Annotated in this window: 23 protein-coding genes and 1 tRNA gene; 14 read left to right on the top strand and 10 right to left on the bottom strand. The window is 62.4% G+C overall.

The features are described 5' to 3' along the window. Positions 1-41: 41 nt before the first annotated feature. Together RVAN_RS04375 and RVAN_RS04370 are read right to left on the bottom strand one after the other, a co-directional pair. A complete protein-coding gene (locus RVAN_RS04375; protein WP_013418554.1) occupies positions 42-530 on the bottom strand; it encodes a DUF421 domain-containing protein in 489 nt (162 codons plus the stop codon). Positions 531-793: 263 nt separating this feature from the next. Next, a complete protein-coding gene (locus RVAN_RS04370) occupies positions 794-2,533 on the bottom strand; it encodes a long-chain-fatty-acid--CoA ligase (protein ID WP_155942344.1) in 1,740 nt (579 codons plus the stop codon). Positions 2,534-2,934: 401 nt separating this feature from the next. Between RVAN_RS04370 and RVAN_RS04365 the strand changes: the two genes are divergently transcribed. The 3 genes from RVAN_RS04365 (at position 2,935) to RVAN_RS04355 (ending at position 5,751) form a co-directional block, all read left to right on the top strand. Continuing rightward, positions 2,935-3,204 carry an acyl carrier protein gene (locus RVAN_RS04365; protein ID WP_013418552.1) on the top strand — a complete coding sequence of 90 codons (270 nt, stop codon included), beginning with the start codon at positions 2,935-2,937 and terminating at the stop codon, positions 3,202-3,204. A 73-nt stretch (positions 3,205-3,277) separates the two neighbouring features. Beyond that, a complete protein-coding gene (locus RVAN_RS04360) occupies positions 3,278-4,504 on the top strand; it encodes a beta-ketoacyl-[acyl-carrier-protein] synthase family protein (RefSeq protein ID WP_013418551.1) in 1,227 nt (408 codons plus the stop codon). A 293-nt stretch (positions 4,505-4,797) separates the two neighbouring features. After that, a complete protein-coding gene (locus tag RVAN_RS04355; protein WP_013418550.1) occupies positions 4,798-5,751 on the top strand; it encodes a TerC family protein in 954 nt (317 codons plus the stop codon). An 83-nt stretch (positions 5,752-5,834) separates the two neighbouring features. On the opposite strand, the gene RVAN_RS04350 is transcribed toward RVAN_RS04355, so the two are convergent. Continuing rightward, on the bottom strand, positions 5,835-6,287 hold the full coding sequence (locus tag RVAN_RS04350) for a DUF2141 domain-containing protein (RefSeq protein WP_013418549.1): 453 nt from the start codon (positions 6,285-6,287) through the stop codon (positions 5,835-5,837). Between the two features lie 301 nt (positions 6,288-6,588). On the opposite strand from RVAN_RS04350, the gene RVAN_RS18685 reads away from it, so the two are divergent. Then, positions 6,589-7,131 (top strand): hypothetical protein, encoded by a 543-nt coding sequence (locus RVAN_RS18685; protein ID WP_013418548.1) that lies wholly within the window; start codon positions 6,589-6,591, stop codon positions 7,129-7,131. A 96-nt stretch (positions 7,132-7,227) separates the two neighbouring features. On the opposite strand, the gene RVAN_RS04340 is transcribed toward RVAN_RS18685, so the two are convergent. Further along, positions 7,228-8,499: a threonine ammonia-lyase gene (locus RVAN_RS04340; RefSeq protein WP_013418547.1), complete on the bottom strand. Its 1,272-nt coding sequence runs from the start codon at positions 8,497-8,499 to the stop codon at positions 7,228-7,230. Positions 8,500-8,558: 59 nt separating this feature from the next. After that, positions 8,559-9,605, bottom strand: a complete 1,047-nt coding sequence (gene hemB / locus RVAN_RS04335; protein ID WP_013418546.1) for a porphobilinogen synthase — start codon at positions 9,603-9,605, stop codon at positions 8,559-8,561. A 261-nt stretch (positions 9,606-9,866) separates the two neighbouring features. On the opposite strand from hemB, the gene RVAN_RS04330 reads away from it, so the two are divergent. From RVAN_RS04330 to RVAN_RS04305, 5 genes are all read left to right on the top strand, one after another. Then, a complete protein-coding gene (locus RVAN_RS04330; protein ID WP_013418545.1) occupies positions 9,867-10,877 on the top strand; it encodes an FAD-dependent oxidoreductase in 1,011 nt (336 codons plus the stop codon). Continuing rightward, entirely contained in the window at positions 10,864-11,052 is a 189-nt protein-coding gene (thiS, locus tag RVAN_RS04325; RefSeq protein WP_013418544.1) for a sulfur carrier protein ThiS, read from the top strand. The genes RVAN_RS04330 and thiS overlap by 14 nt, the downstream gene beginning before the upstream one ends. 4 nt (positions 11,053-11,056) lie before the next feature. Then, entirely contained in the window at positions 11,057-11,860 is an 804-nt protein-coding gene (locus RVAN_RS04320; RefSeq protein WP_013418543.1) for a thiazole synthase, read from the top strand. A 253-nt stretch (positions 11,861-12,113) separates the two neighbouring features. Further along, positions 12,114-12,713 (top strand): thiamine phosphate synthase, encoded by a 600-nt coding sequence (locus RVAN_RS04315; RefSeq protein ID WP_013418542.1) that lies wholly within the window; start codon positions 12,114-12,116, stop codon positions 12,711-12,713. Between the two features lie 338 nt (positions 12,714-13,051). Further along, positions 13,052-13,828 carry a sterol desaturase family protein gene (locus tag RVAN_RS04305; RefSeq protein ID WP_013418541.1) on the top strand — a complete coding sequence of 259 codons (777 nt, stop codon included), beginning with the start codon at positions 13,052-13,054 and terminating at the stop codon, positions 13,826-13,828. 71 nt (positions 13,829-13,899) lie between these two features. On the opposite strand, the gene RVAN_RS04300 is transcribed toward RVAN_RS04305, so the two are convergent. Both RVAN_RS04300 and RVAN_RS18680 read right to left on the bottom strand, forming a co-directional pair. Then, on the bottom strand, positions 13,900-14,127 hold the full coding sequence (locus RVAN_RS04300; protein WP_245258031.1) for a tautomerase family protein: 228 nt from the start codon (positions 14,125-14,127) through the stop codon (positions 13,900-13,902). 49 nt (positions 14,128-14,176) lie between these two features. Continuing rightward, positions 14,177-14,614, bottom strand: a complete 438-nt coding sequence (locus RVAN_RS18680) for a hypothetical protein (protein ID WP_013418539.1) — start codon at positions 14,612-14,614, stop codon at positions 14,177-14,179. Between the two features lie 283 nt (positions 14,615-14,897). Between RVAN_RS18680 and RVAN_RS04290 the strand changes: the two genes are divergently transcribed. Then, positions 14,898-15,671 (top strand): ceramidase domain-containing protein, encoded by a 774-nt coding sequence (locus tag RVAN_RS04290; RefSeq protein WP_013418538.1) that lies wholly within the window; start codon positions 14,898-14,900, stop codon positions 15,669-15,671. A 113-nt stretch (positions 15,672-15,784) separates the two neighbouring features. Continuing rightward, positions 15,785-15,870, top strand: a tRNA-Leu gene (locus RVAN_RS04285). 38 nt (positions 15,871-15,908) lie between these two features. Here RVAN_RS04285 and RVAN_RS04280 read toward each other — a convergent pair. From RVAN_RS04280 to aspS, 3 genes are all read right to left on the bottom strand, one after another. Continuing rightward, positions 15,909-16,730 (bottom strand): TylF/MycF family methyltransferase, encoded by an 822-nt coding sequence (locus RVAN_RS04280; RefSeq protein ID WP_013418537.1) that lies wholly within the window; start codon positions 16,728-16,730, stop codon positions 15,909-15,911. Between the two features lie 82 nt (positions 16,731-16,812). Further along, the gene (locus RVAN_RS04275; RefSeq protein WP_013418536.1) at positions 16,813-18,057 is read right to left on the bottom strand and encodes a DUF2254 domain-containing protein; all 1,245 of its coding nucleotides are present in this window, start codon (positions 18,055-18,057) and stop codon (positions 16,813-16,815) included. 322 nt (positions 18,058-18,379) lie between these two features. Next, positions 18,380-20,170, bottom strand: a complete 1,791-nt coding sequence (gene aspS / locus RVAN_RS04270; protein ID WP_041788261.1) for an aspartate--tRNA ligase — start codon at positions 20,168-20,170, stop codon at positions 18,380-18,382. Between the two features lie 329 nt (positions 20,171-20,499). On the opposite strand from aspS, the gene rnd reads away from it, so the two are divergent. The 3 genes from rnd (at position 20,500) to RVAN_RS04255 (ending at position 22,609) form a co-directional block, all read left to right on the top strand. After that, positions 20,500-21,651, top strand: coding sequence for a ribonuclease D (gene rnd / locus RVAN_RS04265; RefSeq protein WP_041788259.1), 1,152 nt, complete (start codon positions 20,500-20,502; stop codon positions 21,649-21,651). Positions 21,652-21,761: 110 nt separating this feature from the next. Further along, entirely contained in the window at positions 21,762-22,184 is a 423-nt protein-coding gene (gene ndk, locus RVAN_RS04260) for a nucleoside-diphosphate kinase (RefSeq protein WP_013418533.1), read from the top strand. Between the two features lie 182 nt (positions 22,185-22,366). Then, complete coding sequence (locus tag RVAN_RS04255) at positions 22,367-22,609, top strand: hypothetical protein (RefSeq protein WP_013418532.1); 243 nt, start codon at positions 22,367-22,369, stop codon at positions 22,607-22,609. Positions 22,610-22,707 lie beyond the last annotated feature (98 nt).

Genomic DNA, 22,707 nt, shown 5'->3' with positions numbered 1-22,707 from the left:
TGCCAGATATTTTACAGTCAACGAGCGCCGTCTTGAACAGATCAAGGTGATCGTCTGAGGCTCGCGCTGATGGTCCCGTCGCTCTCCAGAATAAGGGTCTCGACATCGGAGATGTGTCTTCCACCAGACGAGCGAACCGCGCTCAATGCTTCACCCTCCGTTATTCTCGACTGCCTCATTGCAGCTTCGCAGAAAGCTCCGTGTCTTGCCAACAACGTCGGTTCAGACCGAACGAGCCTCGCAAATCCTGGCGACCGCACTGAGATAAATGTGACCAGGAATTGCAGGAAGATCAATAAGGCCAATGCAGTCGCGCCTTCAGCCAATGCAACCGATTTCTGCAAAAGCAGGGCTGAAAGGGTAGACCCGAGGGCGACGGTGACAACCAGATCGAACGCGTTCAGCTTCGCAAGGGTGCGCTTGCCCGATATACGCAGAAAGAGAACGAGCGTGGCGTAGGCCAATGCGCCGACGATTATCGTGCGGAGAATACCTTCCCAGTCATGAAAGAACATCTCTCCCCAGTTCATGCTTTTCGCTCGCTCGTTTTCTGCTGCGGCACGCCGGTTGTCGCCGGCTCCTCATCCGCTGAACTTTCTGCACTCAAGTTTAGCTAGGAAATGACCGGTCACCAGCCACTGGCGAACTTCTCCCTCCGCCAATTGCCGCCGACCGGCGCTTATTCCGCTTAGCGATCTCATGGGAAAATATGCCAGCTCTGTCTTCGTTCCCACGAAGCGGATTAAAGACAGCTTCGCGATGAGAGAGCGGGCGAGGTACGCCGCGCCTTGCCTCAATGCGGCTTCGCGACCTCCTCCGCCTTCAGTTCCTTCTTCGAAAGCTTGCCGATCAGCGTCTTCGGCAGTTCGGCGCGAAACTCGATATCGGCCGGCAGCTCGATCTTCGAGATGCGCTCTTTCAGGAAATCGAGCATCTCCTCCTTCGTCACCTGCTGGCCTTCGCGCAGTTTCACGAACGCCTTCGGCGCTTCACCGCGATATTTGTCCGGCACGCCGATCACGGTCACCTCGTCCACCGCGGGATGCTCGTAGATCGCCTCCTCGATGCGCCTCGGATAGACATTGAAGCCCGAGCAGATGATCAGATCCTTGATGCGGTCGACGATGTAGGTGAAGCCGTCCTCGTCCATGTAGGCCACGTCGCCGGTGCGGAAGAACTCGCCGACGAAAGTGTCGGCCGTCTCCTTCGGCTTGTTCCAGTAGCCCTTCATCACCTGCGGGCCGCGAATGCAGATTTCGCCCTTCTCACCGAGCGGCACTTCCTCCTGCGGATCGCCGAGCTTTCGGAGCGACATCTCCGTGCCCGGCACAGGCAGCCCTATGGAGCATTCCTTCTTCGGGCCGGTCAGCGGATTGATATGCGTGACGGGGGACGTCTCCGACAGGCCGTAGCCTTCGACCAGACCGCAGCCGGAGACGCTCTCGAAATCGCGCCGCACTTCGAGAGGCAGCGCCGCGCCGCCCGAAATGCAGAACTTCAGCGAGGACAAATCGTGCTTCTTGATGTCCGGCACCTTCGCCATGGCGTTGAACAGCGTCGGCACGCCCGCCATGATGGTGGGCTTCGTCTGGTCGATGGTCTTCAGCGCGAGCTTCAACTCGAAGCGCGGCAGCATGATCATCTGCGCGCCCTTGAGGATCGCGAAGTTCATCAGGCCGGTCATTGCGAAGGAGTGGAAAAACGGGATCACGCAGAAAAAGCGCTCCTCGCCGGGGATGGCGAGCCCCGGAAACCACGCCGCCGCCTGCTGCACGTTGATGGAGAGGTTCGAATGCGTGAGCATCGCGCCTTTCGGGGTGCCCGTCGTGCCGCCCGTATATTGCAGCGCCGCCACAGCGTTCACGTCGATCGCGCTGCGGTCGTAATGGCCGTCATTGTCGAGCAGCTCCTCCGCGCTAAGGAGGCCCCTGCCCGGCGTCCACGTCGCAAGATCCTTGCCCTTGAACAGGCCGAAGAGGAAGCCCTTCAGCCCCGGCAGCATCTTCTTGAACGGCGTGACAATGACAGTATCGAGCGTGCCGTTATCGACCAGCGCCTTCGCCTTCGGAAGCGTGGCCGCGAGATCCGCCGTCACCACGATTTTTGCGCCCGCGTCCTTCACCTGGTAGGCGAGTTCCGGCACGGTATAAAGCGGATTGAGGCTGACAACAGTGCCGCCCGCCTTCAGCGTCGCATAATAGAAGATGACGAAGGCCGGACAGTTCGGGAACAACAGGCCCACGCGCGTGCCTTCGCGCACGCCGAGACCTTGCAGCGCCTTCGTCGCGCGGTCCACAGCCGCGCCGAGTTCGGCATAGGTCATCGTCTTGCCGAAGAACCATGACGCGGGCTTGTCGGGGAAGCGCGCCACTGTCTCTTCGAGCGCGACGGGCAGCGCCTTCGGCTCGAAGACCTGAAACCAGTCAACTCCCGCCGGATATGATCTCAGCCATGGATAGGTGGTCGCCGCCGTTCCGGCTTGAGTGTCGTTGTCGTTCGTTTCCAAAATCTGCGGATTCTGATGACCGTCCATGCCCGTTTCCATCCCCTGCCTTGAAACATGCGTTTTTCTTGTTTTTTCGACGCGTACGGTATCATCTAAGTAAACAGGCCGAAATGCCTACCAACGGCGAACCTTCAACTCTGCGACATCGAGAACGCTGGAAGGCGTTCCAATCGAACTGGACCTGCAATCCGGTTGCAAAATGCCACTACACTCAAGTTCGGCGACGGATTTACCCATCCGGTGATTGAACCTGATCGGCTCCGGCTCCTGGGGTACCCTACAAAAGGACGAAGTAACATATCCCCAGCCGGGACAAAGCCATCGGGCGAGTTCGCTGGACTTGACGCGGGATTGCCGCTAATCGTTCCCGACGCGCCATAAGGAATCGAAACCGCAGCATGAATTGCGGTTCCGCCAGGGAGCCTCGAATGGACGACGTCGCCGAAAAAATCATCGCCATCCTGCGCAAGAACATGCGCCATCCGGAGAAAGAGATAGCTCTCGATACCAAGCTTACCGATCTTGAAATCGAGTCGCTGGATCTTGCCGTTATCGTCTTCGATATCGAGGATACCTTCGGAATTCAGATTCCCTATAACGCCAACGAAGAAATGGCGGACTTCGGCACCGTTGGCTCGGTGGTCGACAAGGTCACGACCGTGCTCGCATCACAGAATTCGTCCGACGCGGCGGCGTGACGGTTCGCGCGGTCGGTCATCGAACGAACGGGATCGCGCTCCCGCCAATTTATCAGTCCTTGGGGAGTCCCGAATGAGCCAGAGGAATAGCGGCCGCCGCGTGGCGATCACGGGGACGGGCGTCGTCTCGGCTCTCGGCACAGGGGTCCAGAAGTTCTGGAGCGCCATCAAGGCCGGTGAGAATGGCATCGCGCCGCTCGAAAGTTTCCCGCTGCTCGATCTTTACATCACCATCGGCGGCGAGGTGCGCGACTTCGATGCCCGCGAGCTTTGCATGAGCCGCGGCGTGCAGCTTTCCGACCGCTTCACCCAATATGCCGCCGCCGCCGCATGGGAGGCCGTGCGTCAGTCCGGGCTTGAAGGTCCGCTCGGCGAGCGCGCCGCCTGCATCGTAGGGTCCGGCGCGGGCGGTGTTACGACGCAGGAAAAAGCATACGAAGATATCTTCGCTCACAAGAAGAAGGCAACGCACCCGCTTACGCTTCTGAAAACCATCATCAGCTCTTCGTCTGCGCATATCAGCATCGAGCACGGCATCAAGGGCCCGGTGTTCGGCACGGTCAGCGCCTGCTCAACGTCGGCGCATGCCATCGGCCTCGCCTTCCAGATGATCCGCTCCGGTATGGTGGATGTGGCGGTTGCGGGCGCTTCGGAAGCTCCGCTCAATTACGGTTGCATGCGCGCGTGGCAGGCGATGCGTGTGCTTTCGCCGGAAGGGTGCTTCCCCTTCTCGAAGCGGCGCAACGGCACGGTGATCGCCGAGGGCGCGGGCATCCTCGTGCTCGAAGACATGGAGCATGCGATGGCGCGCGGCGCCACCGTGCTCGGCGAAGTGCTCGGCTTCGGCATGACCTCCGACGCCGCCGACATGGTCAACCCCGACATCGACGGCCCGACGCGAGCGATGCAGATCGCGCTCGACGACGCGAGGCTCTCGCCGTCCGATATCGACTATCTCAACGCGCACGGCACCGCCACGGCCGCGAACGACATCAACGAGACGCGCGCCATCCGCAAGGCCTTCGGCGCGCATGCGGACAGGCTCGCCGTTTCGTCCACCAAATCGATGCACGGCCATTGCCTTGGTGCTGCCGGCGGCTTGGAAGCGGTCGTCTGCGTGCAGGCGATGCTGGACGGCTTCATTCCGGCGACCATCGGGATGGACGGGCCGGGTGAAGGGTGCGACCTCGACTATGTGCCGCATGAAGGCCGCCGTCGCGCCATCGGCTATACAATGTCCAACTCTTTCGCCTTTGGCGGCCTCAACGCCGTTCTGGTATTCGGTCCTGCCATAAACTGACCACAATCCCACCGATTTCCGGCCTTATTTCTCCCATGCTCTGAAGCTGTCGCGGTGGAACTAGAAGGTCGCCATCGCGGCACCCATTTCCGGGAGCGACAGAAACGAACCGCCGTGCTGGTCCGGTGTATCGCGAATTTGTTGCCCCTCGTCTCTCGCGCGGTTGCTGCGATTCTGCCCCGGTTCGAAACAACGAGGCCGGACGGCGGTCAGGCATCGCCTGTAAACGCTTTTCGGGTAAGGCGAGCCTGAAACAACCGTGACCGCGTGCCTTGTGAAGGATCCACATTTCAATGTTTGAAGAGCATTCTATCTGGGCGTGGCTTGGGTTCACCGCCCTTATTCTCGCGATCCTCGCCGCCGATCTCGGCCTCTTCCACAGGAAGGCGCGCGCGATTCCCGTGCGGGAAGCGTTGATCATGACTGCGGGCTACATCACGCTTGCGCTCTGCTTCAACGCGTGGATCTATTTCGAGTTCGGCAACCAGAAAGCGGTCGAGTTCCTGACAGGCTATTTCATAGAATATGCCCTGTCGATGGACAACATTCTGGTGTTCGTCATCATCTTTACCTATTTTCAGGTGCCGTCGCATTTGCAGATGCGGGTGCTCCTGTGGGGTATTCTCGCGGCGCTGGTGCTGCGCGGGGTATTTATTCTCGCGGGCTATGCGCTGATCGAGAACTTCCACTTCACCGTGCTCTTCCTCGGTGCGTTCCTCGTCTATACCGGCTTCAAGACGATGGCATCCGGGGAGGAGGCGGTCGACCTCGAAAACAGCCGCATCGTACGGTGGACGCGGCGCGTACTACCGATGACGACGGATTATCACGGGGAGCGGTTCTTCGTGCGGCTCTCTGGCACCGGCAAGCGGGTGGCAACGCCGCTGTTCCTCGTGCTGATCGTGCTGAACATCACCGATATCGTCTTCGCGCTCGACTCCATCCCGGCGATCTTCGCGATCACGCGCGACCCGTTCATCGTCTATACCTCGAACGTGTTCGCAATCCTCGGCCTTCGCGCCCTGTTCTTTGCGTTGCGAGGCATGGTGGACAAGTTCCGCTATCTGAAATACGGGCTCTCGCTTACGCTTGTCTTTATCGGCATCAAGATGATCTTCAACTATCCGGAAGAGTTGCCGGATATTCCGACCGAATGGGCGCTTGGCGTGACCGCGCTCCTGATCTTCGGATCGATCGGGCTGTCGCTCATCAAGAACCGCGCCGAGGAAAAGGCCGCATCTCAATAGGCTCCGGCGTCGCAACAAAAAAAAAGGCCGCGCGGAAACTTCGCGCGGCCTTTTTTTTGCCCGTCGAGCGATTTTGCGGTCGCTCAGAAGAAATATTTCGCGGTGATCGCGATGCGCGTGTTGCCCGCGATCTCGAAGGCGCTTTTCGCAAAGTCCGGCTTCCCGAACAGCGTCGGGTTGTTGGAAACACCGATTCCTTCAGTCGGGATGCCGACCAAATTCGTGCCGAGCTTGCCGTCGCCGTTCTCATCGTGGATCGACGCTACCGCGTAAACGCCCGGCTTGAGGCTGCTATAGGTCACGACCACCTTCCCGCCGCGAATGACAGCGCTGCCCTGCTTCACCGGACGCCCGGTGACGCAATCGGGGAAAGCGGCCTTGTTTGAGGTCTCGGCGGAGAACACGCAGAGCTTGACCTCGCCCTTGTCGGACCGAAGCCCGTCGATGGCGATGGTCAGATCGGCGGCGGCGGCGGCGCTCGCCAGACCGCAGCCGAGAAACGCAGCCGCAGCCGCCGGAAGAATACGCACTGACATTGGAGACCTTGGGTTTTGGAAGGGATGATCGCAGCCAAGCCGGATTATCCCGAGAAGTCAAGGTTCGCCGGGAATCGCTTCGCGTAAGGCCGGCGCGGCTACGTCGGGCCAATCCGAGGCGCCCGCCGCCCATCATGAACAGCCGTTCAGCGCGCGTTACATCCTGTTACAGGCCGCCGCGCCCCCGCACGGCCGCCACCGCGTTTAGCCTTCGTTAGGGCGAAATCCAGCCGGAATTTTCGGGTTTACTGCGCCTAGATTCGCTCGCGCCGGTTGAGGCGCGCGCGCCCCGGAGACTTCGATGTTCAACCCTGCAAAATACGTCTTCCTTGCCGGTCTTATTGCCGGTTCCTCGGCGGCCGCCGCAGCCGACCTGCCACCCGAAATCCTCGACAGCGTGATGCAATCGTGTCGGCCCGATTATCATCGGCTCTGTTCCGATGTCCTCCCGGGCGACGGCCGCGTGGGGCGCTGCCTGCTCGACAACGAGGCGCAGCTCAATCCCGGCTGCCTCAAGGCGATCAAGTTCGCCTATGCCATCGAGGTGTGCATGCCGGATTATCGCCGCTTCTGCAACGGCGTGCGGCCCGGCGGCGGTCAGATCGTGGAATGCCTCGGCGAACGCATCGAGAGCCTCAATTCCGAATGCCGCCGCGTGGTGATGGCGAACCTGCCTTATTCCTCACCGCGCCGCGACTACAGCTATTACAATGGTTATGAGCGCTATTCCCGCGAAGAGCGTTTCAACGGCGAGCGCTATCGCGACGCTCCGCCCCCTCCCCCGCCGCCTTACGACTCCGATAGGGACGACGGGCCGGACGAGGACGGCGATCCGATCAAATAGATTTCCCGATTAGCCGGCTGGGCTGCCGCCCCTTTCTCCCGCGAGAGAGGGGCGGATTCATTTCAGGTTTTCGCGCATCGTCCGGCGAACCGCCGCCTATTCCATGCGCGGCGCGGGCTCGCCGCCGCTCGCGTTCAGCCGCTCCACCCTGAAGCCATGCGTGCGAAGCTTCCCGATGATTTCCTCGGCGTGACGCGCATCCTTCGTCTCGATGACGATATCCACGAGCGTCGATTTCGCCGGCACATAGAGGTAGAAGCGGCGGTGATGCACTTCGAGGATGTTCGCGCCGCAGCGGCCAAGCTCGCTCGCAAGCTCGCCGAGCATGCCCGGCCGGTCGTCGACCTGAATGCGCAGCGACAGGATCTTCGATTCGCGTTCGAGGCCACGGATGATGATGGCGGCGAGCACGCGGCTATCGATATTCGCCCCGGACTGGAACAGGCCGACGCGGCGCCCGTGGAACCGCCGCCGGTCGGACAGCACCGCCGCTAGAGCCGCCGCGCTCGCACCTTCGGCCACCGTCTTCTGCAGGCTGGCGAGCAGAAAGATTGCGCTCTCGACCATGGATTCGCTGACGAGCACCACGTCCGTCACGAGGTCGCGCATGACAGGCAGCGTATGCGCACCGGGCGTTTTCACCGCGATTCCCTCCGCGAGCGTTGCGCCGCCGCATTCCGCGATGCGCCCGCGCAACGCCGCGTAGGTGGACGGATAGCTCTCCACCTCGACGCCGATGATTTCGATGTCGGGCTTCAGCGCCTTCGCCGCGATGGCGACGCCCGAGATGAACCCGCCGCCGCCGACGGGCACGATGAGACAATCGAGGTCCGGGCAATCTTCGAGAAATTCGAGCGCGGCCGTCCCCTGCCCTGCGATCACGGCCGGGTCGTCATAGGGATGAACGAGGGTGAAGCCGTGATCGACGATGAGCCGGTCGGCTGCGACGCGCGATTCGGCAACGCTCTCGCCGTAGAGGATCACCTTCGCGCCGAAGGCTTCCGTGGCCCCGACCTTGTTGAACGGCGTCCCTTCCGGCATGACGATGGTCGCCGGAATGCCGAGCCGCGCCGCGTGATGGGCGACGGCCTGCGCGTGATTGCCCGCCGAAATCGCGATCACGCCGCGCTCGCGCTGCGTTGCGTCGAGCGAGAGCAACTTGTTCAGCGCACCGCGCTCCTTGAAGGAGCCGGTAGCCTGCATGTTCTCGTATTTGATGAAGATCTGTGCGCCAGAAAGCGCCGACAGCTTCGGCGCCTCCACGGCGGGCGTGCGGATGATCGCGCCGCGAAGAGCCTCGCGCGCCGCCCGAATATCCTCGAGGCTGACGCGCGGCTCTTCAGAAACCCGTGCGGCGAGTACGGTCATCCACGCATCTCCTCTGGCGGCGAACCGCCACCCAGTGGAGCGAATTTGACCTTCCCCGGTTACGCCTTCAAGAGTCGCGCGGCTTCCGGTGCGAAATAAGTGAGGATACCTGAAGCGCCCGCGCGGCGGAACGCCATCAGGCTTTCGAGGATCACCTTGTCGCGGGTGAGCCAGCCGTTCTGGAACGCAGCGAGCAGCATCGCGTATTCGCCCGACACCTGATAGACGAAGGTCGGCACCTTGAACTCCTCATGCACGCGGCGCACGATGTCGAGATACGGCATGCCGGGCTTCACCATGACCATGTCCGCGCCCTCTGCGAGGTCGAGCGCCACTTCGCGAATCGCCTCGTCGGAATTGGCCGGGTCCATCTGGTAGGTGCGCTTGTCGCCCCTGAGCGTGCCGGACGAGCCGACCGCATCGCGGAACGGGCCATAGAACGCGCTGGCATACTTCGCCGAATAGGCCATGATCTGGGTGTTGTAGAAGCCGCGGCTCTCAAGCGCCGAGCGGATTACGCCGATGCGGCCGTCCATCATGTCCGACGGCGCGAGCACATCGCAACCGGCTTCCGCCTGATTCATCGCCTGACGCGTCAGCGCTTCGAGCGACAGGTCGTTGACGATCTCATCGCCCACCATCAGGCCGTCCTGGCCGTGGCTCGTATAGGGGTCCAACGCAACGTCGCAGATGATGCCCATGTTCGGCACGCGGGCCTTGATGGCGCGTACCGCGCGGCAGACAACGTTTTCTGGATTGAAGGCTTCGGTGGCTGCTTCGTCGCGCAGATCGGGGCGCGTATAGGGAAAGAGCGCGACAGCCGGAACGCCAAGTTCGGCGGCCTGTTCGGCGGCTTCGGCGGCGAGGTCCACCGACATACGGTCGACGCCCGGAAGCGACGGAACGGGCTGCTTCGCGCGCAGGCCGTCCATGACGAAGATCGGCCAGATCAGGTTGGATGCGGAAAGCGTGTTTTCGGCGACGAGCGCGCGCGACCATGCGGCCTGTCTCGTCCGGCGCAAGCGCGTGAGAGGAAAACCGCCCGCCTGGGCATTCTGAAGCGCTGCGCCTGCGTCGTAGTATGCGTTTGGTTTTTCTTTTTTCACAGCTGGCACCTCTTGAAAAAGTGGCTGTTCTGTACGCCCGAATTCTGCTTGACACAAGCCTGAACCGGACTTAGAACAAACGAAGAACATCGGTGGTGGCCGCAAACTCCGTCCGATGGTTGCAGCAAGCAGGCGAGCCAGACCCCCCGGCATCCCCCCATCAAAGCCGGCATCGTGTCTTCTGCGCCCCCGCGAAAGAAACGATAACGCCCCACTGGCCGCTTGCTTGCTTTTTTCCCCGGAGTCATCCAAACCTCGCGCATGGCAAAAATTGACATCATTGGCGCTGGCGCCGCTGGAATGTGGCAGGCTTTTCTCCTGTCGCGCCGTGGACACAAGGTTACGCTGTACGACCCTGCGGGAACCCCGTCGCAGAACTGCGCGAGCGGTTGCGCGGGCGGCATGCTCGGCTCCTATTGCGAGGGCGAACCTGGGCACGAAGAGGCCCGCGACCTCGGTCTCGAAGCGATGGAGATCTGGAAAGAGCACTATCCGCATCTCAAGCTGAACGGCACGCTCGTGGTAGCGTCCCCGCGCGATGTGGCCGACCTTCAGCGTTTCGGCGCCGTTACGCAGGGTCACACCCGCGTCGGCGTGGATGAAATTTCCGCGCTCGAACCAGCCCTCGAAGACCGCTTCCGCGACGGTCTCTTCTATAAGGACGAAGGCCATATCGAGCCGTTCGTCGCGCTGGAATATTTCATTCAGGAAGCCGCAGCGGCGGGCGCGAAGCTTGTTGCCGAGGCGTGGGAGGAGACCGACGCCGATGTCGTGGTCGACTGCCGGGGCCTCGCCGCGCGCGATCATCTGAAGACGTTGCGCGGCGTTCGCGGCGAGCGCGTTGTGGTGGACTGCCCCGGCGTTACCCTTTCGCGGCCCGTGCGCATGACGCATCCGCGCATTCCGTTCTACATCGTGCCGTGGTCGAACAACCAGTTCATGATCGGCACGACAGCCATCGAAAGCGACGATCGCGGTCCGGCGACGCTGCGTTCCGTAACCGAGATCATGGCGGCGGCCTATGCGCTGATCCCGGCGCTCGGCGAGGCGCGCATCGCGTTCATGGATGCGGACGTGCGCCCGTCCTTCCCGGACAACGCGCCGAGAATCATCATCGGAAAAACGCAGTCCGGCCGGCCGCGCCTTTACGTGAACGGCCTTTTCCGCCATGGTTTTCTGCTTTCACCTATCCTCGCGAAGATCACGGCCGACTATATAGAGTCGGGTGCAAAGGCTCCGGGAGTTCTCCTTGAAGATAATGGTGAATGGTGAGGCGCTGGCGACCGACGCGACGACACTTGATTCGCTCTGCCGCGAACTGGGTTTCGCCGACGCAAAGATCGCAACGGCTCTGAACGGCGCGTTCGTGCCGAAAACCGAACGCATCACGGTGTCGCTCACCGATGGCGACGCTGTCGAAATCCTGTCGCCCCGACAGGGAGGCTGAACAAATGACACTTGCTGACACCAGAACCGCCGACGCGCTTTCGATCTATGGCGAAGCCATCGGCTCGCGGCTGCTGCTCGGCACCTCGCAATATCCGTCGCCCGACACCCTCAGGCGGTCGGTTGAGGCAAGCGGCGCCGAGATCGTGACCGTATCGCTCCGGCGGGAGTCGAGCGGCGACGTGAAGACCGGTCAGCGCTTTTTCGACCTCCTGAAGAGCTTCGGCGCACGCGTTCTGCCGAACACGGCAGGTTGTCATACGGCGCGCGAGGCCATCACCACGGCGCAAATGGCGCGCGAGGTGTTCGAGACGGACTGGATCAAGCTTGAGGTCATTGCCAATGACGACACGCTTCAGCCGGACGTGTACGGCCTCGTCGACGCGGCCGAGAAGCTCACACGCGATGGGTTCAAGGTGCTGCCTTATTGCACCGAGGATCTGAGCGTGGCGCAGCGGCTTGTGGGCGCGGGCTGCCAGGTTCTCATGCCGTGGGCCGCGCCCATCGGCTCGGCACGCGGGCTGATGAACCCCTACGGCCTCAAGACGTTACGCGCATTTTATCCCGACCTGCCGCTCATCGTCGATGCGGGCCTCGGCGCGCCATCCCATGCCGCGCTGGCACTCGAAATGGGCTATGACGGCGTGCTGATCAACACGGCGGTGGCTAAAGCCGCCGATTCCGTTGCGATGGCGGTCGCGTTCGCGAAGGCCGTCGAGGCGGGGCGCATGGCGTATCGTTCGGGCATCATGCCGCCGCGCGACATGGCGAGCCCGTCGTCGCCGGTGGCGGGGCTTGCTCTGTTGTAGCGTGCCACCAAGCGCGTGTTCGATCCAACGGCCACATGCTCTCAAGAAACATAGCGGTGGGGGGCAACTTATTGAATCCAGAACAGTTTAGCATCCGAGAGGGCACAGCGGGGCGCGAACCTTTGCAAAGTTACAGCACCATATCAGAGTGCGAGGACGCTGTTCCCGTTCGGTTGTCGACAAGCTTCCTTGATTAACGCAGGTTCATCTAGGCGTGCCGAGCTGTTTGCCGATCATTCGTGCGAGGTTTCCAATGACCACCGCCCTGCCCCGCTTCTATCCCGTCGTGCCGGACGTCACCTTCGTCGAACGGCTCGCGCGCGTCGGCATCAAGCTGATCCAACTGCGCATGAAGGACGCTGCAAGCACCGAGATCGCACCCGCGATCACGCAAGCGCTTGAAACGTGCCGAGTCCATGGTGCGGCTCTCGTCGTCAACGACCACTGGCGCGAAGCCATCGATTGCGGAGCGCCGTGGGTGCACCTCGGACAGGGCGACCTCGACACCGCCGACGTGGCCGCCATTCGCCGCGCCGGGCTGAAGCTCGGCCTTTCGACGCACAGCCACGAGGAACTCGACCGCGCGCTCACCTTCGATCCCGATTATATCGCGCTCGGCCCCGTCTATCAGACCACGCTGAAGGTCATGCCGTGGGCGCCGCAGGGGCTGGCGCGGGTCGGCGAATGGAAGGCGCTGGCGAAACGCCCGCTCGTCGCCATCGGCGGCATCACGCTGGAACGCGCGCCGGATGTCTACGCGGCGGGAGCGGACAGCATCGCGGTCGTGTCGGACGTGGTGTTCGCGCCCGATCCCGAGGCGCGCGCGCAGGACTGGCTCGCGCTGAGCGCCTAGAAAATCCGGCCTAGTCGCCACCGCCCCCGTCACCTCCACCTCCATCGGCTCCATCCCCGTCGCCGCTGTGTCCTCCGTCTCCGCTGTCGGCGATCGCGTCAATGATTACGCAGACGGCATCGACGATATCGGTTTCGATGATAAGCGCGCCTCCGGCTAGCGCGGTCGCCAAGGCTACATCGCCCTTATTGAAGCGGCGGCGGCCTTTTCGGCTTTTCCGCCTCATAGCTCGCGATTGTTTGTACGGGACGACTTGTGAAAACGCGAAAAAAACTATCTTCTTCAGGATAGGGTTGCAACGCTTTACGCGGATCGATTTTCGCGCTTCAGGAGGCAGAATGGCTTGGCAATTCCTCGGGCTGACGGCGGCGCTGACCGCGATCATCGCCGCGCGCTATCTCGCTCTTTCCGGGCTGTTCTACTGGCTGCTTTGGCAGCGCGGCGGTGAGAAATTGCGCGCGAAGCGGATCAACCGCGACCGGCCGATGCGCGCTATCGTCATGAAGGAAATCCGGCTGTCGCTGCTCTCATCGGCGGTTTACGCCGCGCCCGCTGCGTTCGCGCTCACCGTCTTCCTGAACGGCGGCACGGCGATCTATACCGACTGGCGCGCTTACGGCGGTGTCCCCTACCTTTTCCTCAGCTTCTTCATCTATCTGGTGGTGCAGGACACCTATTATTACTTCGCGCACCGCCTGATGCATCACCCGAGGCTGTTCCGCTGGACGCATGCCGGACACCACCGTTCGCGCCAGCCAACGCCCTTCGCGTCCTTCGCGTTCGATCCTGCGGAGGCGGCGCTGACGGCGTGGCTCATGCCCGCGATGGTTTTCGTGGTGCCGATCCATGTCGGCGTGCTCATCGGGCTGCTGATGTTCATGAGCTTCGTGGCGGTGTGGAACCACTCGGGCTGGGAGGTGCTGCCGCGCTTCCTCGTGCGCGGGCCGGTCGGCAGCCAGCTCATCTCGGCCACGCATCACAGCTATCATCACATCCGCTTCGACCGGAATTACGGGCTCTATTTCCGGTTCTGGGACAAGGTCATGGGCACGGACGCGATGCCCGACGAAGCGCGTGAAGGTTCGCGGCTATCGATGCGGCCCGAGCGGGCTTGATAGCGGTTGCCGATTGTTCCTCCGAGAGTTCACAGGCATCGGCGTCTTTGCCACGGAATTGCGGCGGTGCTTCAGGCCTCGTCCGATCCCTTGCGTCCGAAGCCCTTCCCGAATTTGTCGGCGTGAAGCTCGCCGCCCGTCGCCCAGTTCTCGCGGTCGTATTCCTCGATCAGCACCGTCACCCACTCAGCAGGCACATCAAGCGTTTCCGCCGCCGATCTGGTCAGCGCGGCTGCAAGCGCCCGCTTCGTTTCGGTTGGACGTCCCTTCGCGATGCGAACTGTTATGATCGGCATCATTCCTTCCACCCCGCGGGACCGAGAATCTCCCAGCCCCGCGTCCATTCCCTCAAGGCCGCTTCTCGATTGCGCCGTTTGGATAAAGGTTGAAGCTGAAATAGCCGGGCGAGCTTTGGTCGCCATCGCCGCCCGCGCCCTGCCCCTGCCAGAAGTCGAGGCTCTGACGCTTCAGAGTGTACTCGCAGGAGAATTCGCAATACACCCACGAGCCGCCGGGCAGCCGCACCTGATCGCCATGCTCGGCGCGGCGCACCGGCGCGATCACGCGCTCGAAGCCATACCAGCTTTCGGCATAGATGACGCGGTAAGCGCCGCAGCAGTCCTTGCACTCGCCGCAGAATTTCGAGGAGCGTTGCGGCGTGGCGCGAACCTTCTTGATGTGCGGAACGGCGGCCCCATCGGAGCGCGGCGTCAAGGATGCTCCGGCTTCGGCCGAAGCGGCGAGGCCGAGAAGGGCGGCGCCGGTTAACAGTGCGCGAAAGATCATGTCCATTCCCCCGAAAAGACGTCAATGTGCCTGATCCTACTTTATGATGGTTAACCAACTTGGCCAAGCTGGCGAAGAGTAACATTTCGCAACCGTGAGCCCGGGGCCGCGCCATCAGCTCGAAATGCGATTTCCTGCGCTTGGGAAAACCGCCGCGCGCTTTGCCTTTTCATTTGTCTTTTCGCGAAAATCCACCTCCCCTGTATGAAGCGCATACGGCTCGCGAAGGCGGCGTGCGCGTCGGCTGAGGCAGGGCGCCAGCCGGAAAACGGGGGGAGCGGCCATGCAGGGAGCAACGATTTTCGCCTATTGCGAGCGGGGCATGAGCCCGGCCTTCTGGGCGGAACCGTTGAACGCGATCACAAACGCCGCGTTTGTCGCCGCTGGGATCGTAGGCGCGGTGATGATCGCGCGGCAAACGCCCGCCGAGCGGTCTGCGTGGAGCATCTTCTTCGCACTGAATTTCGTCGCCATCGGCATCGGCAGCTTTCTGTTCCACACGGTGCCAAACCCGAGCACGGGCGCGGCGGACACGATCCCGATCGGCATCTTCATGCTGACGTACCTCGTCTTCGCGCTGAGGCGATTCGCGGGTGCGGGCGTGGCAGTCACCGCCGGGCTGATCGCGGTGTTCGTGGCGGCGATGGCGCTCTCCGGGCAGGTGCAATGCTATGGCGGGCGCATCGGCTTCGCGCTTGCCGTGCCCGAAGGCGCGCGCGCGGCATGTCTCAACGGTGGCCTCGCCTATGGTCCGGCGGTGATCGCGCTGTTCCTTATATCGGGCTGGCTCGCGATCCGGCGGCACCGCGCGACGGCGTTCGTCTTCGCGGCGGCGATCACCTTCGCCGTGTCGCTCACCTTCCGCACGCTCGACCCCACGCTGTGCGACAGCTTCACGCTCCTGGGCTATCGCCTCGGCACGCATTTCCTGTGGCATCTTCTGAACGCGACGACGCTGTGGCTTCTGCTCCTCGCCGCGATCCGCTGCGGACGCGGCACCCTACCGCGCGCCGAAATCATCCCGCCGCGCCCGGCAGCATTGCGAGGACGGCGCTAGAGCCGAACCTATCAGGTGGATCAAGCCGATCGGTGAGCGCGAAGAGGCTCAGCGCGCTCTTCGCGGATCGGCAGTTGCGAGTCACCCAAGCTTCGCATACTTCTTGTTGCTACGCGGGCGTGGCGAAATGGTAGCCGCAAGGGACTTAAAATCCCTCGGCCGTAAGGCCATGCCGGTTCGAGTCCGGCCGCCCGCACCACCACGCGCCGCGATAGCTCTGTTGAAGGGCCAATATAGTCAGCCTTGCGCTCCGACCTGCCAGAACACGCCCACACCATCAATGTCGATAATCGGCGAGGTGATGTTATTGGCAGCGCGAAAATCGGCGATTGCTTGCCGACATCCTTGCACTGCACCAAAATCATCGACGATGACGAACCCGCCCCGTGACACCTTGGCATAAAGAGGCAGGAGCGCGTCCATGGTCGAGCCGTACATGTCGCCATCGAGACGTAAAATCGCCAGTCTTTCGATGGGTGCCCCCGGCAAGGTGTCCTTGAACCAGCCTTTGAGGAATTTCACCTGATCGTCAAGCAGCCCCAACTTGCTGAAATTGTCGCGAACCTGTTCCTGACTGATGGCCAGCGGCTCCCAGGTGTGGTGCTTGTCTCCGGCATCCTGCGGGCAATTCGGGTCGGGAGGTGGCAGGCCTTCAAAGGAATCCGCCACCCAGACCCGCCGGTCGGTCACGCCATAAGATTTCAAGATCCCCCGCACGAAGACGCAGGCGCCACCTCGCCAAACCCCGGTCTCGATGAAGTCGCCGGGCACGCCCTGATTGATCACCGACTCGGTCAACTGGCGCAGATTGGCCATTCGCTTGGCGCCAATCATGGTCATGGCTTGAGAGGGCCAATCGCGCCCTAGCGCGCGTTTGGTGGCGTCGTATTTTCCGCCGGACCAAGGGTCCATCGGCAGATCGCCATAAATTTCATTGGTCAGCGTCTTCTGCAAGAGATCGATATAGAGCGCTCGCAATTCACTTTCGGCGGAAGTTGCTTTGTCGTCGCCGTATTCGACATCTTCAAGGGGATTTTCCTTGATTTTTGCCTGTCCCATTTTATCCCCGTATCGGTAAAGTCTTTGTCGCTATCGAATATTTCTATAGTAGACTTTCAACCTTATTCGAGGCTGCATCGCTCTATTCCCGTAGCCGCGCCCGGTCGGCATCGAGAGGCAAGCCCTGCTCGGCTCTGTCGAGCGCCAATTGTGCCTGATGCAGCGCGGCCGCCCGAAAATCCTGATCTCCTATGCGGCTCAGCGCCGTAAGCGCCTTCCTCAGGCGCAGCTGCACTTCGACGAGACCGGCGCTGTCCCGAGCCAGCAGCATGAAGCCGTCCTCCATGAGTTCTTCCGATTTCAGCGGCGGAACATGGACGCGCGAATATTTCGGCTCGCTATCGCGCATTTCCTCGCAACCCTTCGCCCAAATGGTCATGAGCCGCGTCAAGCGCCCGATAACGTCAATCGCGGTCCCATGATCGTTGGTGGCGGGCGAAAGCGCTCGCGTGCCGATCTCGCTCAGAACCACGATGCCGAAACGGGGATCCTGATCGAAGCTGCGTTCGCTGCGAAGAGTGAAGGCTTTCAAGATGCCGCCCCGAAACTCTTCGCTGCCCTCGCCGCTCTTCCAATCGACCCAAGCCAGCGGCGTATCGCTGTAGAGAAAGGTGCCGGGAAGCGCCGATAGATATATGTCGGCGTCTGCTTCTTCGCAGCAGGCCGATAGCGCTTCCATGTCGATATGCTGAACGTAACACACCACATTCGCCACAAGGGGCGCGGCGTGGTCCGGCACATTGCTGCGGTCGCGCAGCGGAACTCCTCCGAGATAAGGCTCTTCGAGCCGCTCCTCGAGCGCGCATTTCGTCGCCGTCTCGACCCGTTCCGTAGTCTCGCTGACGCGCCCGAGCCGCGTGAGGTGATCGATCCAGCGCAGAAGCGCGACAACGATGAGCGCGATGACCGCAATCGTCACCACGAACAGGATGCTGCGTCCGTGCTCGCCATAGGCGCCGGTCTTGAGCACGACGATGCCGACGATCGCGAACAGGAACGAGCCGATGAAAGTCGACAGCGTGTTCTGCGTCACCGCGTCTTCCATCAGCAGTTTGGTCGCGCGCGGCGTGACATTGTTCGTGGCCGAACCATAGGCGGAAGTCATGACGTTGAGCGAAAACGTGGTCACGGCCAGCATGCTCGACGCTATGATGGTGAGGATGCTGTCGACCGCATCCGCGCCGATGGAAACCGGGAAGCGCCAGGGAATGAAGCGGTCCGCTACCGTGGCAAGAAGCGCTGCGATGATACCCATCGCCCCGATCAGCGTGGCACGCACCCAAAGCTGGCGCGTGAGTTGCATCAGCATCCATCGCCAGCGCGGCATGTACTCTCCTCGATCGATTTTTTGCGTGGCACGGCGGATGCGCTATCGACCGCACCACCGATGATCGTGCGGCTCGCGAGGCGCAACCACATAATCACCTGATTAAGGAGCAACACTCAAATCGTTGTTCGGGTTCACGAAGATCCGCGCGGCACCGAAGCCAGCGCTTGTCGCTTTCCGCGATGCGGAAGCGCGTCGCGAGCTTTCAGCTCGCGAAAAGGCGGCGTTAACGATGGCCAATTGATGCACAGGCCCCCGTCACGCCGCCTCGATCTGTTCTGCCGTAGCCAGACCGTAAAGCCAATCACTTGATCGCTTTACGTCAAGCCTCCTTCTTCGGCAGGTTGAGCCGGATGTGCAGGTCGCGGAGCTGCTTTGCGCCCGCCTCGGAGGGCGCACCCATGAGCAGGTCTTCGGCCTGCTGGTTCATGGGGAAGAGCGAGATTTCGCGCAGGTTCTTCGCGCCCGTGATGAGCATCACGATGCGGTCGATGCCGAATGCCATGCCGCCATGCGGGGGCGCGCCGAACTGGAACGCGCGGTAGAGGCCGCCGAAGCGCTCTTCCACGTCCGCCTTCGTGAGGCCGACCTTCTCGAACGCCGTCACCATGGTTTCGGGCGACTGGTTACGGATCGAGCCGGACGCGATCTCGAAACCGTTACAGACGAGGTCGTACTGATACGCCTTGAGTTCGAGCGGATCGCGCGTTTCGAGCGCTTCGAGGCCGCCTTGCGGCATGGAGAACGGGTTGTGCGCGAAATCGACCTTCTTCTCGTCCTCGTTCCATTCGTAGAACGGAAAGTCCACGATCCAGGCGAGTTCGAAGCGGTCGCGGTCCACGAGGTTCAGTTCCTCGCCGACACGCGTTCGCGCCTCGCCCGCGAATTTGTAGAACTTCGCCGGGTCGCCGCCGACGAAGAACACCGCGTCGCCATCGCCCACGCCGAGCTGCGCAGCAATCGCCGCCGTGCGCTCGGGACCGATGTTCTTCGCAACCGGGCCAGCGCCTTCCAGCGCGTCGCCTTCCTTGCGCCAGAAGATGTAGCCGAGGCCGGGCTGGCCCTGCTGTTGCGCCCACGAGTTCATGCGGTCGCAGAACGCGCGGCTGCCGCCGGTCTTGCCGGGAATGGCCCAGACGCGCGCTTTCTTGTCCTTTTCCAGCATGCCGGCGAACACCTTGAAGCCGGAGCCGCGGAAATGCTCGCTCACGTCCTGCATTTCGATGGGGTTACGCAGGTCGGGCTTGTCTGTGCCGTATTTCGTGATGGCGTCGTCATAGGCGATGCGCGGGAAAACATCGGTCACGGGCTTGCCGCCCGCGAAGCCGTCGAACACCGCGCGGATGACGGGCTCCATCGTGTCCCACACGTCTTCCTGCGTGACGAAGCTCATTTCGAGGTCGAGCTGGTAGAATTCGCCGGGCAGACGGTCGGCGCGCGGGTCTTCGTCGCGGAAACACGGCGCGATCTGGAAGTAGCGGTCGAAGCCCGCCACCATCAGAAGCTGCTTGTATTGCTGCGGCGCCTGCGGCAGCGCGTAGAACTTGCCGGGATGGATGCGCGACGGCACGAGGAAGTCGCGCGCGCCTTCGGGCGACGACGCGGTGAGGATGGGCGTCGAAAATTCGGTGAAGCCCGCGTCCACCATCCGCTTGCGCATGTCGGCGATGATCTTCGTGCGCTGAATGATGTTGCGATGCAGCGTCTCGCGGCGCAGGTCGAGGAAGCGGTAGCGCAGGCGCACGTCCTCTGGGTATTCCGGCTCACCGAAGACCGGCAGCGGCAGTTCCTCGGCCTTCGACAGCACATCGAGCGTGCCGATGCGCACCTCGACCTCGCCTGTCGGCAGGTTCGGGTTCACGGTGTCGCCCTCGCGGATCACCACGTCGCCGTCGATGCGGATGACCCATTCGGCACGCACCGCTTCGGCCGACTTGAACGCGGGAGCGGACGGGTCGACCACGCATTGCGTCAGGCCGTAATGGTCGCGCAGGTCGATGAACAGGAGGCCGCCATGGTCGCGCACGCGATGGACCCAGCCCGAAAGCCGCACGGTCTTGCCCGCGTCGGCTCGCCTGAGCGCCCCGCAGGTCGTCGAACGATAGGCATGCAGCTTCGCCGCGCCAGAGTTCGCCTCCGCCCCTTTCGCGTCAACCGCGTTCACTTCGGTTTCCTGCTTCGTTTTCTTGCCGGAGATGGCGGACTTTGCCCGCCCGCCAGACGCGGTTTTTTCCACAGAAGTCATCCTTCAGGATCGGAGCCGGCGCCGTTCAGCAATTCTTGACCGAACGGCGGCAAAGCGGCTTAAAAGAGACACAGTTCTGGTCGCCCACTGTTCCAGAGCGCTTGAATCGCGGACAAACCAGCGCATGGACCGCGATGTTTGTCAAGAATGCGAGCCAGTCACGAGAGCCGCCCCACAGCCCGAGCTACAATAAAAGAATGATTGATCTGCCGCCCGTCATTACCTCCATCACAGACCTCAAGACGCTTTGCGATGCGCTTGCTGGCCAGCCCTACGTGACCGTTGACACCGAGTTCATGCGGCAGACGACCTACCGGCCGAAGCTCTGTCTTATCCAGATGGCCGCGCCGGGTATCGAGGCCGTCGTCGATCCGCTGCCGAACCTCGACCTGTCGCCGTTTTACGCGCTGATGGCGAATACCGCCGTCGTGAAGGTCTTCCACGCCGCCCGTCAGGATATCGAAATCGTCTGGCAGGAAGCGGGGGTGATCCCGATGCCGCTGTTCGATACGCAGATCGCGGCGATGGCGCTCGGCCATGGCGACGCGATCTCCTACGGCGCGCTCGTCAAGAAGCTGCTGAAGAAGAACCACGACAAGACCTATCAGGCCATCGATTGGTGCCAACGTCCGCTCGGGCCGAAGCAGCTCGAATATGCGCTCGGCGATGTCACCTATCTGCGCGACGTCTACGCCAAGCTGAAGCAGCGGCTTGAGCAGACCGGCCGCGAACCGTGGCTTGAGGAAGAAGTCGCCGTCCTCACCGATCCCAAGACCTACGCTTTCGATCCGGCCGACGCGTGGAAGCGCCTCAAGCTCGGCGGCAAGTCGCGCACGGCGCGCTCCATCATCATGGAGCTTGCGGCCTGGCGCGAACGTGCGGCGCAGGACGAGAACGTGCCGCGAGGGCGCGTGCTCAAGGACGAAGCGATCTACGAGGTGGCCAAGCACGCGCCGCGTACGCTCGAAACCCTGTCGCGGCTCCGCTCCGTCCGCGACAGCGTCAGGTCGCGCGGCGATGCGATCCTGCGCGCGGTTGAGGCCGCACTTGGCCGCGATCCGGGCGACGTGGTGAACGCGGCGGCGCATGTCGATCTTTCGGCCGGGGCTTCCGCCACCGTCGAGCTTCTGCGCGTGCTGCTCAAGGCCGTCTCCGCCGAACTCGACATCGCGCCGAAGCTTCTCGCCAGCGCCGAGGATCTCGAAAAGCTCGCGCAATATGACGACCCGGACGTGCCCGCGCTAAAGGGCTGGCGGCGTCCGCTGTTCGGCGACAAGGCGCTCGCGCTGAAGGAAGGCCGCCTCGCACTCGGCATCAAGAAGAACGAGGTCGCGGTCTTTCCGCTGTAGCTTGCCCGGTTTCCGCCGCTCCGCTATACACCGCCCTGTAAGATTCGCACCGTCGGCACTACATCCGACGCAAGCCAAATTCCCGACCAACCCGAACAAAGAGCGAGCACATGGCCGTCGAGCGCACCCTTTCCATTCTGAAACCCGATGCCACCGAGCGTAACCTCACCGGCAAGATCAACGCCGTCATCGAGGGTGCGGGCCTTCGCATCATCGCGCAGAAGCGAGTGAAGTGGGATGCGGGCGACGCGGCGTCCTTCTATGCCGTGCACAAGGCTCGCCCGTTCTACAACGACCTCGTGACCTACATGACCTCCGCGCCGATCGTGGTTCAGGTGCTCGAAGGCGAGAACGCCGTCGCGAAATATCGCGAGATCATGGGCGCGACGAACCCGGAGAACGCCGCTGACGGCACGATCCGCAAGCTGTTCGCCGAGAACATCGAGCGCAATTCCGTGCACGGCTCCGACAGCGCGGACAACGCGGCTCAGGAAATCGGCCTCGTCTTCCAGGAAAGCGAAATCGTCGGCTGAACAAGCCGCGACGCTAGGCAGACGCGACGAAGGCCGGGCATGTCCCGGCCTTTTTTTGCGCCCCGCTCCCTCGCTCGCATCGGCGTCGCTTGGGGATTGTCAGCTTCCCTCGCCGCCTTTTCTCAGCTTCACGCGACACCCGCGTTCAGGTAATGTTACTTCATAACATAGGAGGATGCGGCATGCGGGAAACGACCTTCGAAATTCTGGCGGCGCGCTGCGGTGACAGCGGATGCGGCTGCGGGTGTCCGACCATCATGCAGGCGGGCGACGACGTGGTTATCGTCGGCGATGGTGCCTCGCGGCTCATTGAGGCGGCTTCGGTGCGCGAGAGGATCGGCGAAGGCGAAGCTGCGGTAGTCATTCCGCGCGCGCTGCTGGTGGAGGCGCTGGCGAACCTTCGGCAGAGAGAAGCCGCACTTTAGAGGCACCGCTTCTGCTGGAAGCGAGAAGAAGATGGCGTACGACACGGCGAGGAGGACCGACGTCTGAACGTCGGCTCTGTGATCTGTTTCCTGCCGGT

It is taken from the genome of Rhodomicrobium vannielii ATCC 17100 (assembly GCF_000166055.1).
Lineage (GTDB): Bacteria > Pseudomonadota > Alphaproteobacteria > Rhizobiales > Rhodomicrobiaceae > Rhodomicrobium > Rhodomicrobium vannielii.
The sequence above is the reverse complement of the archived record's forward strand: the minus strand, read 5'-3'. Positions and strand labels throughout refer to the sequence as shown.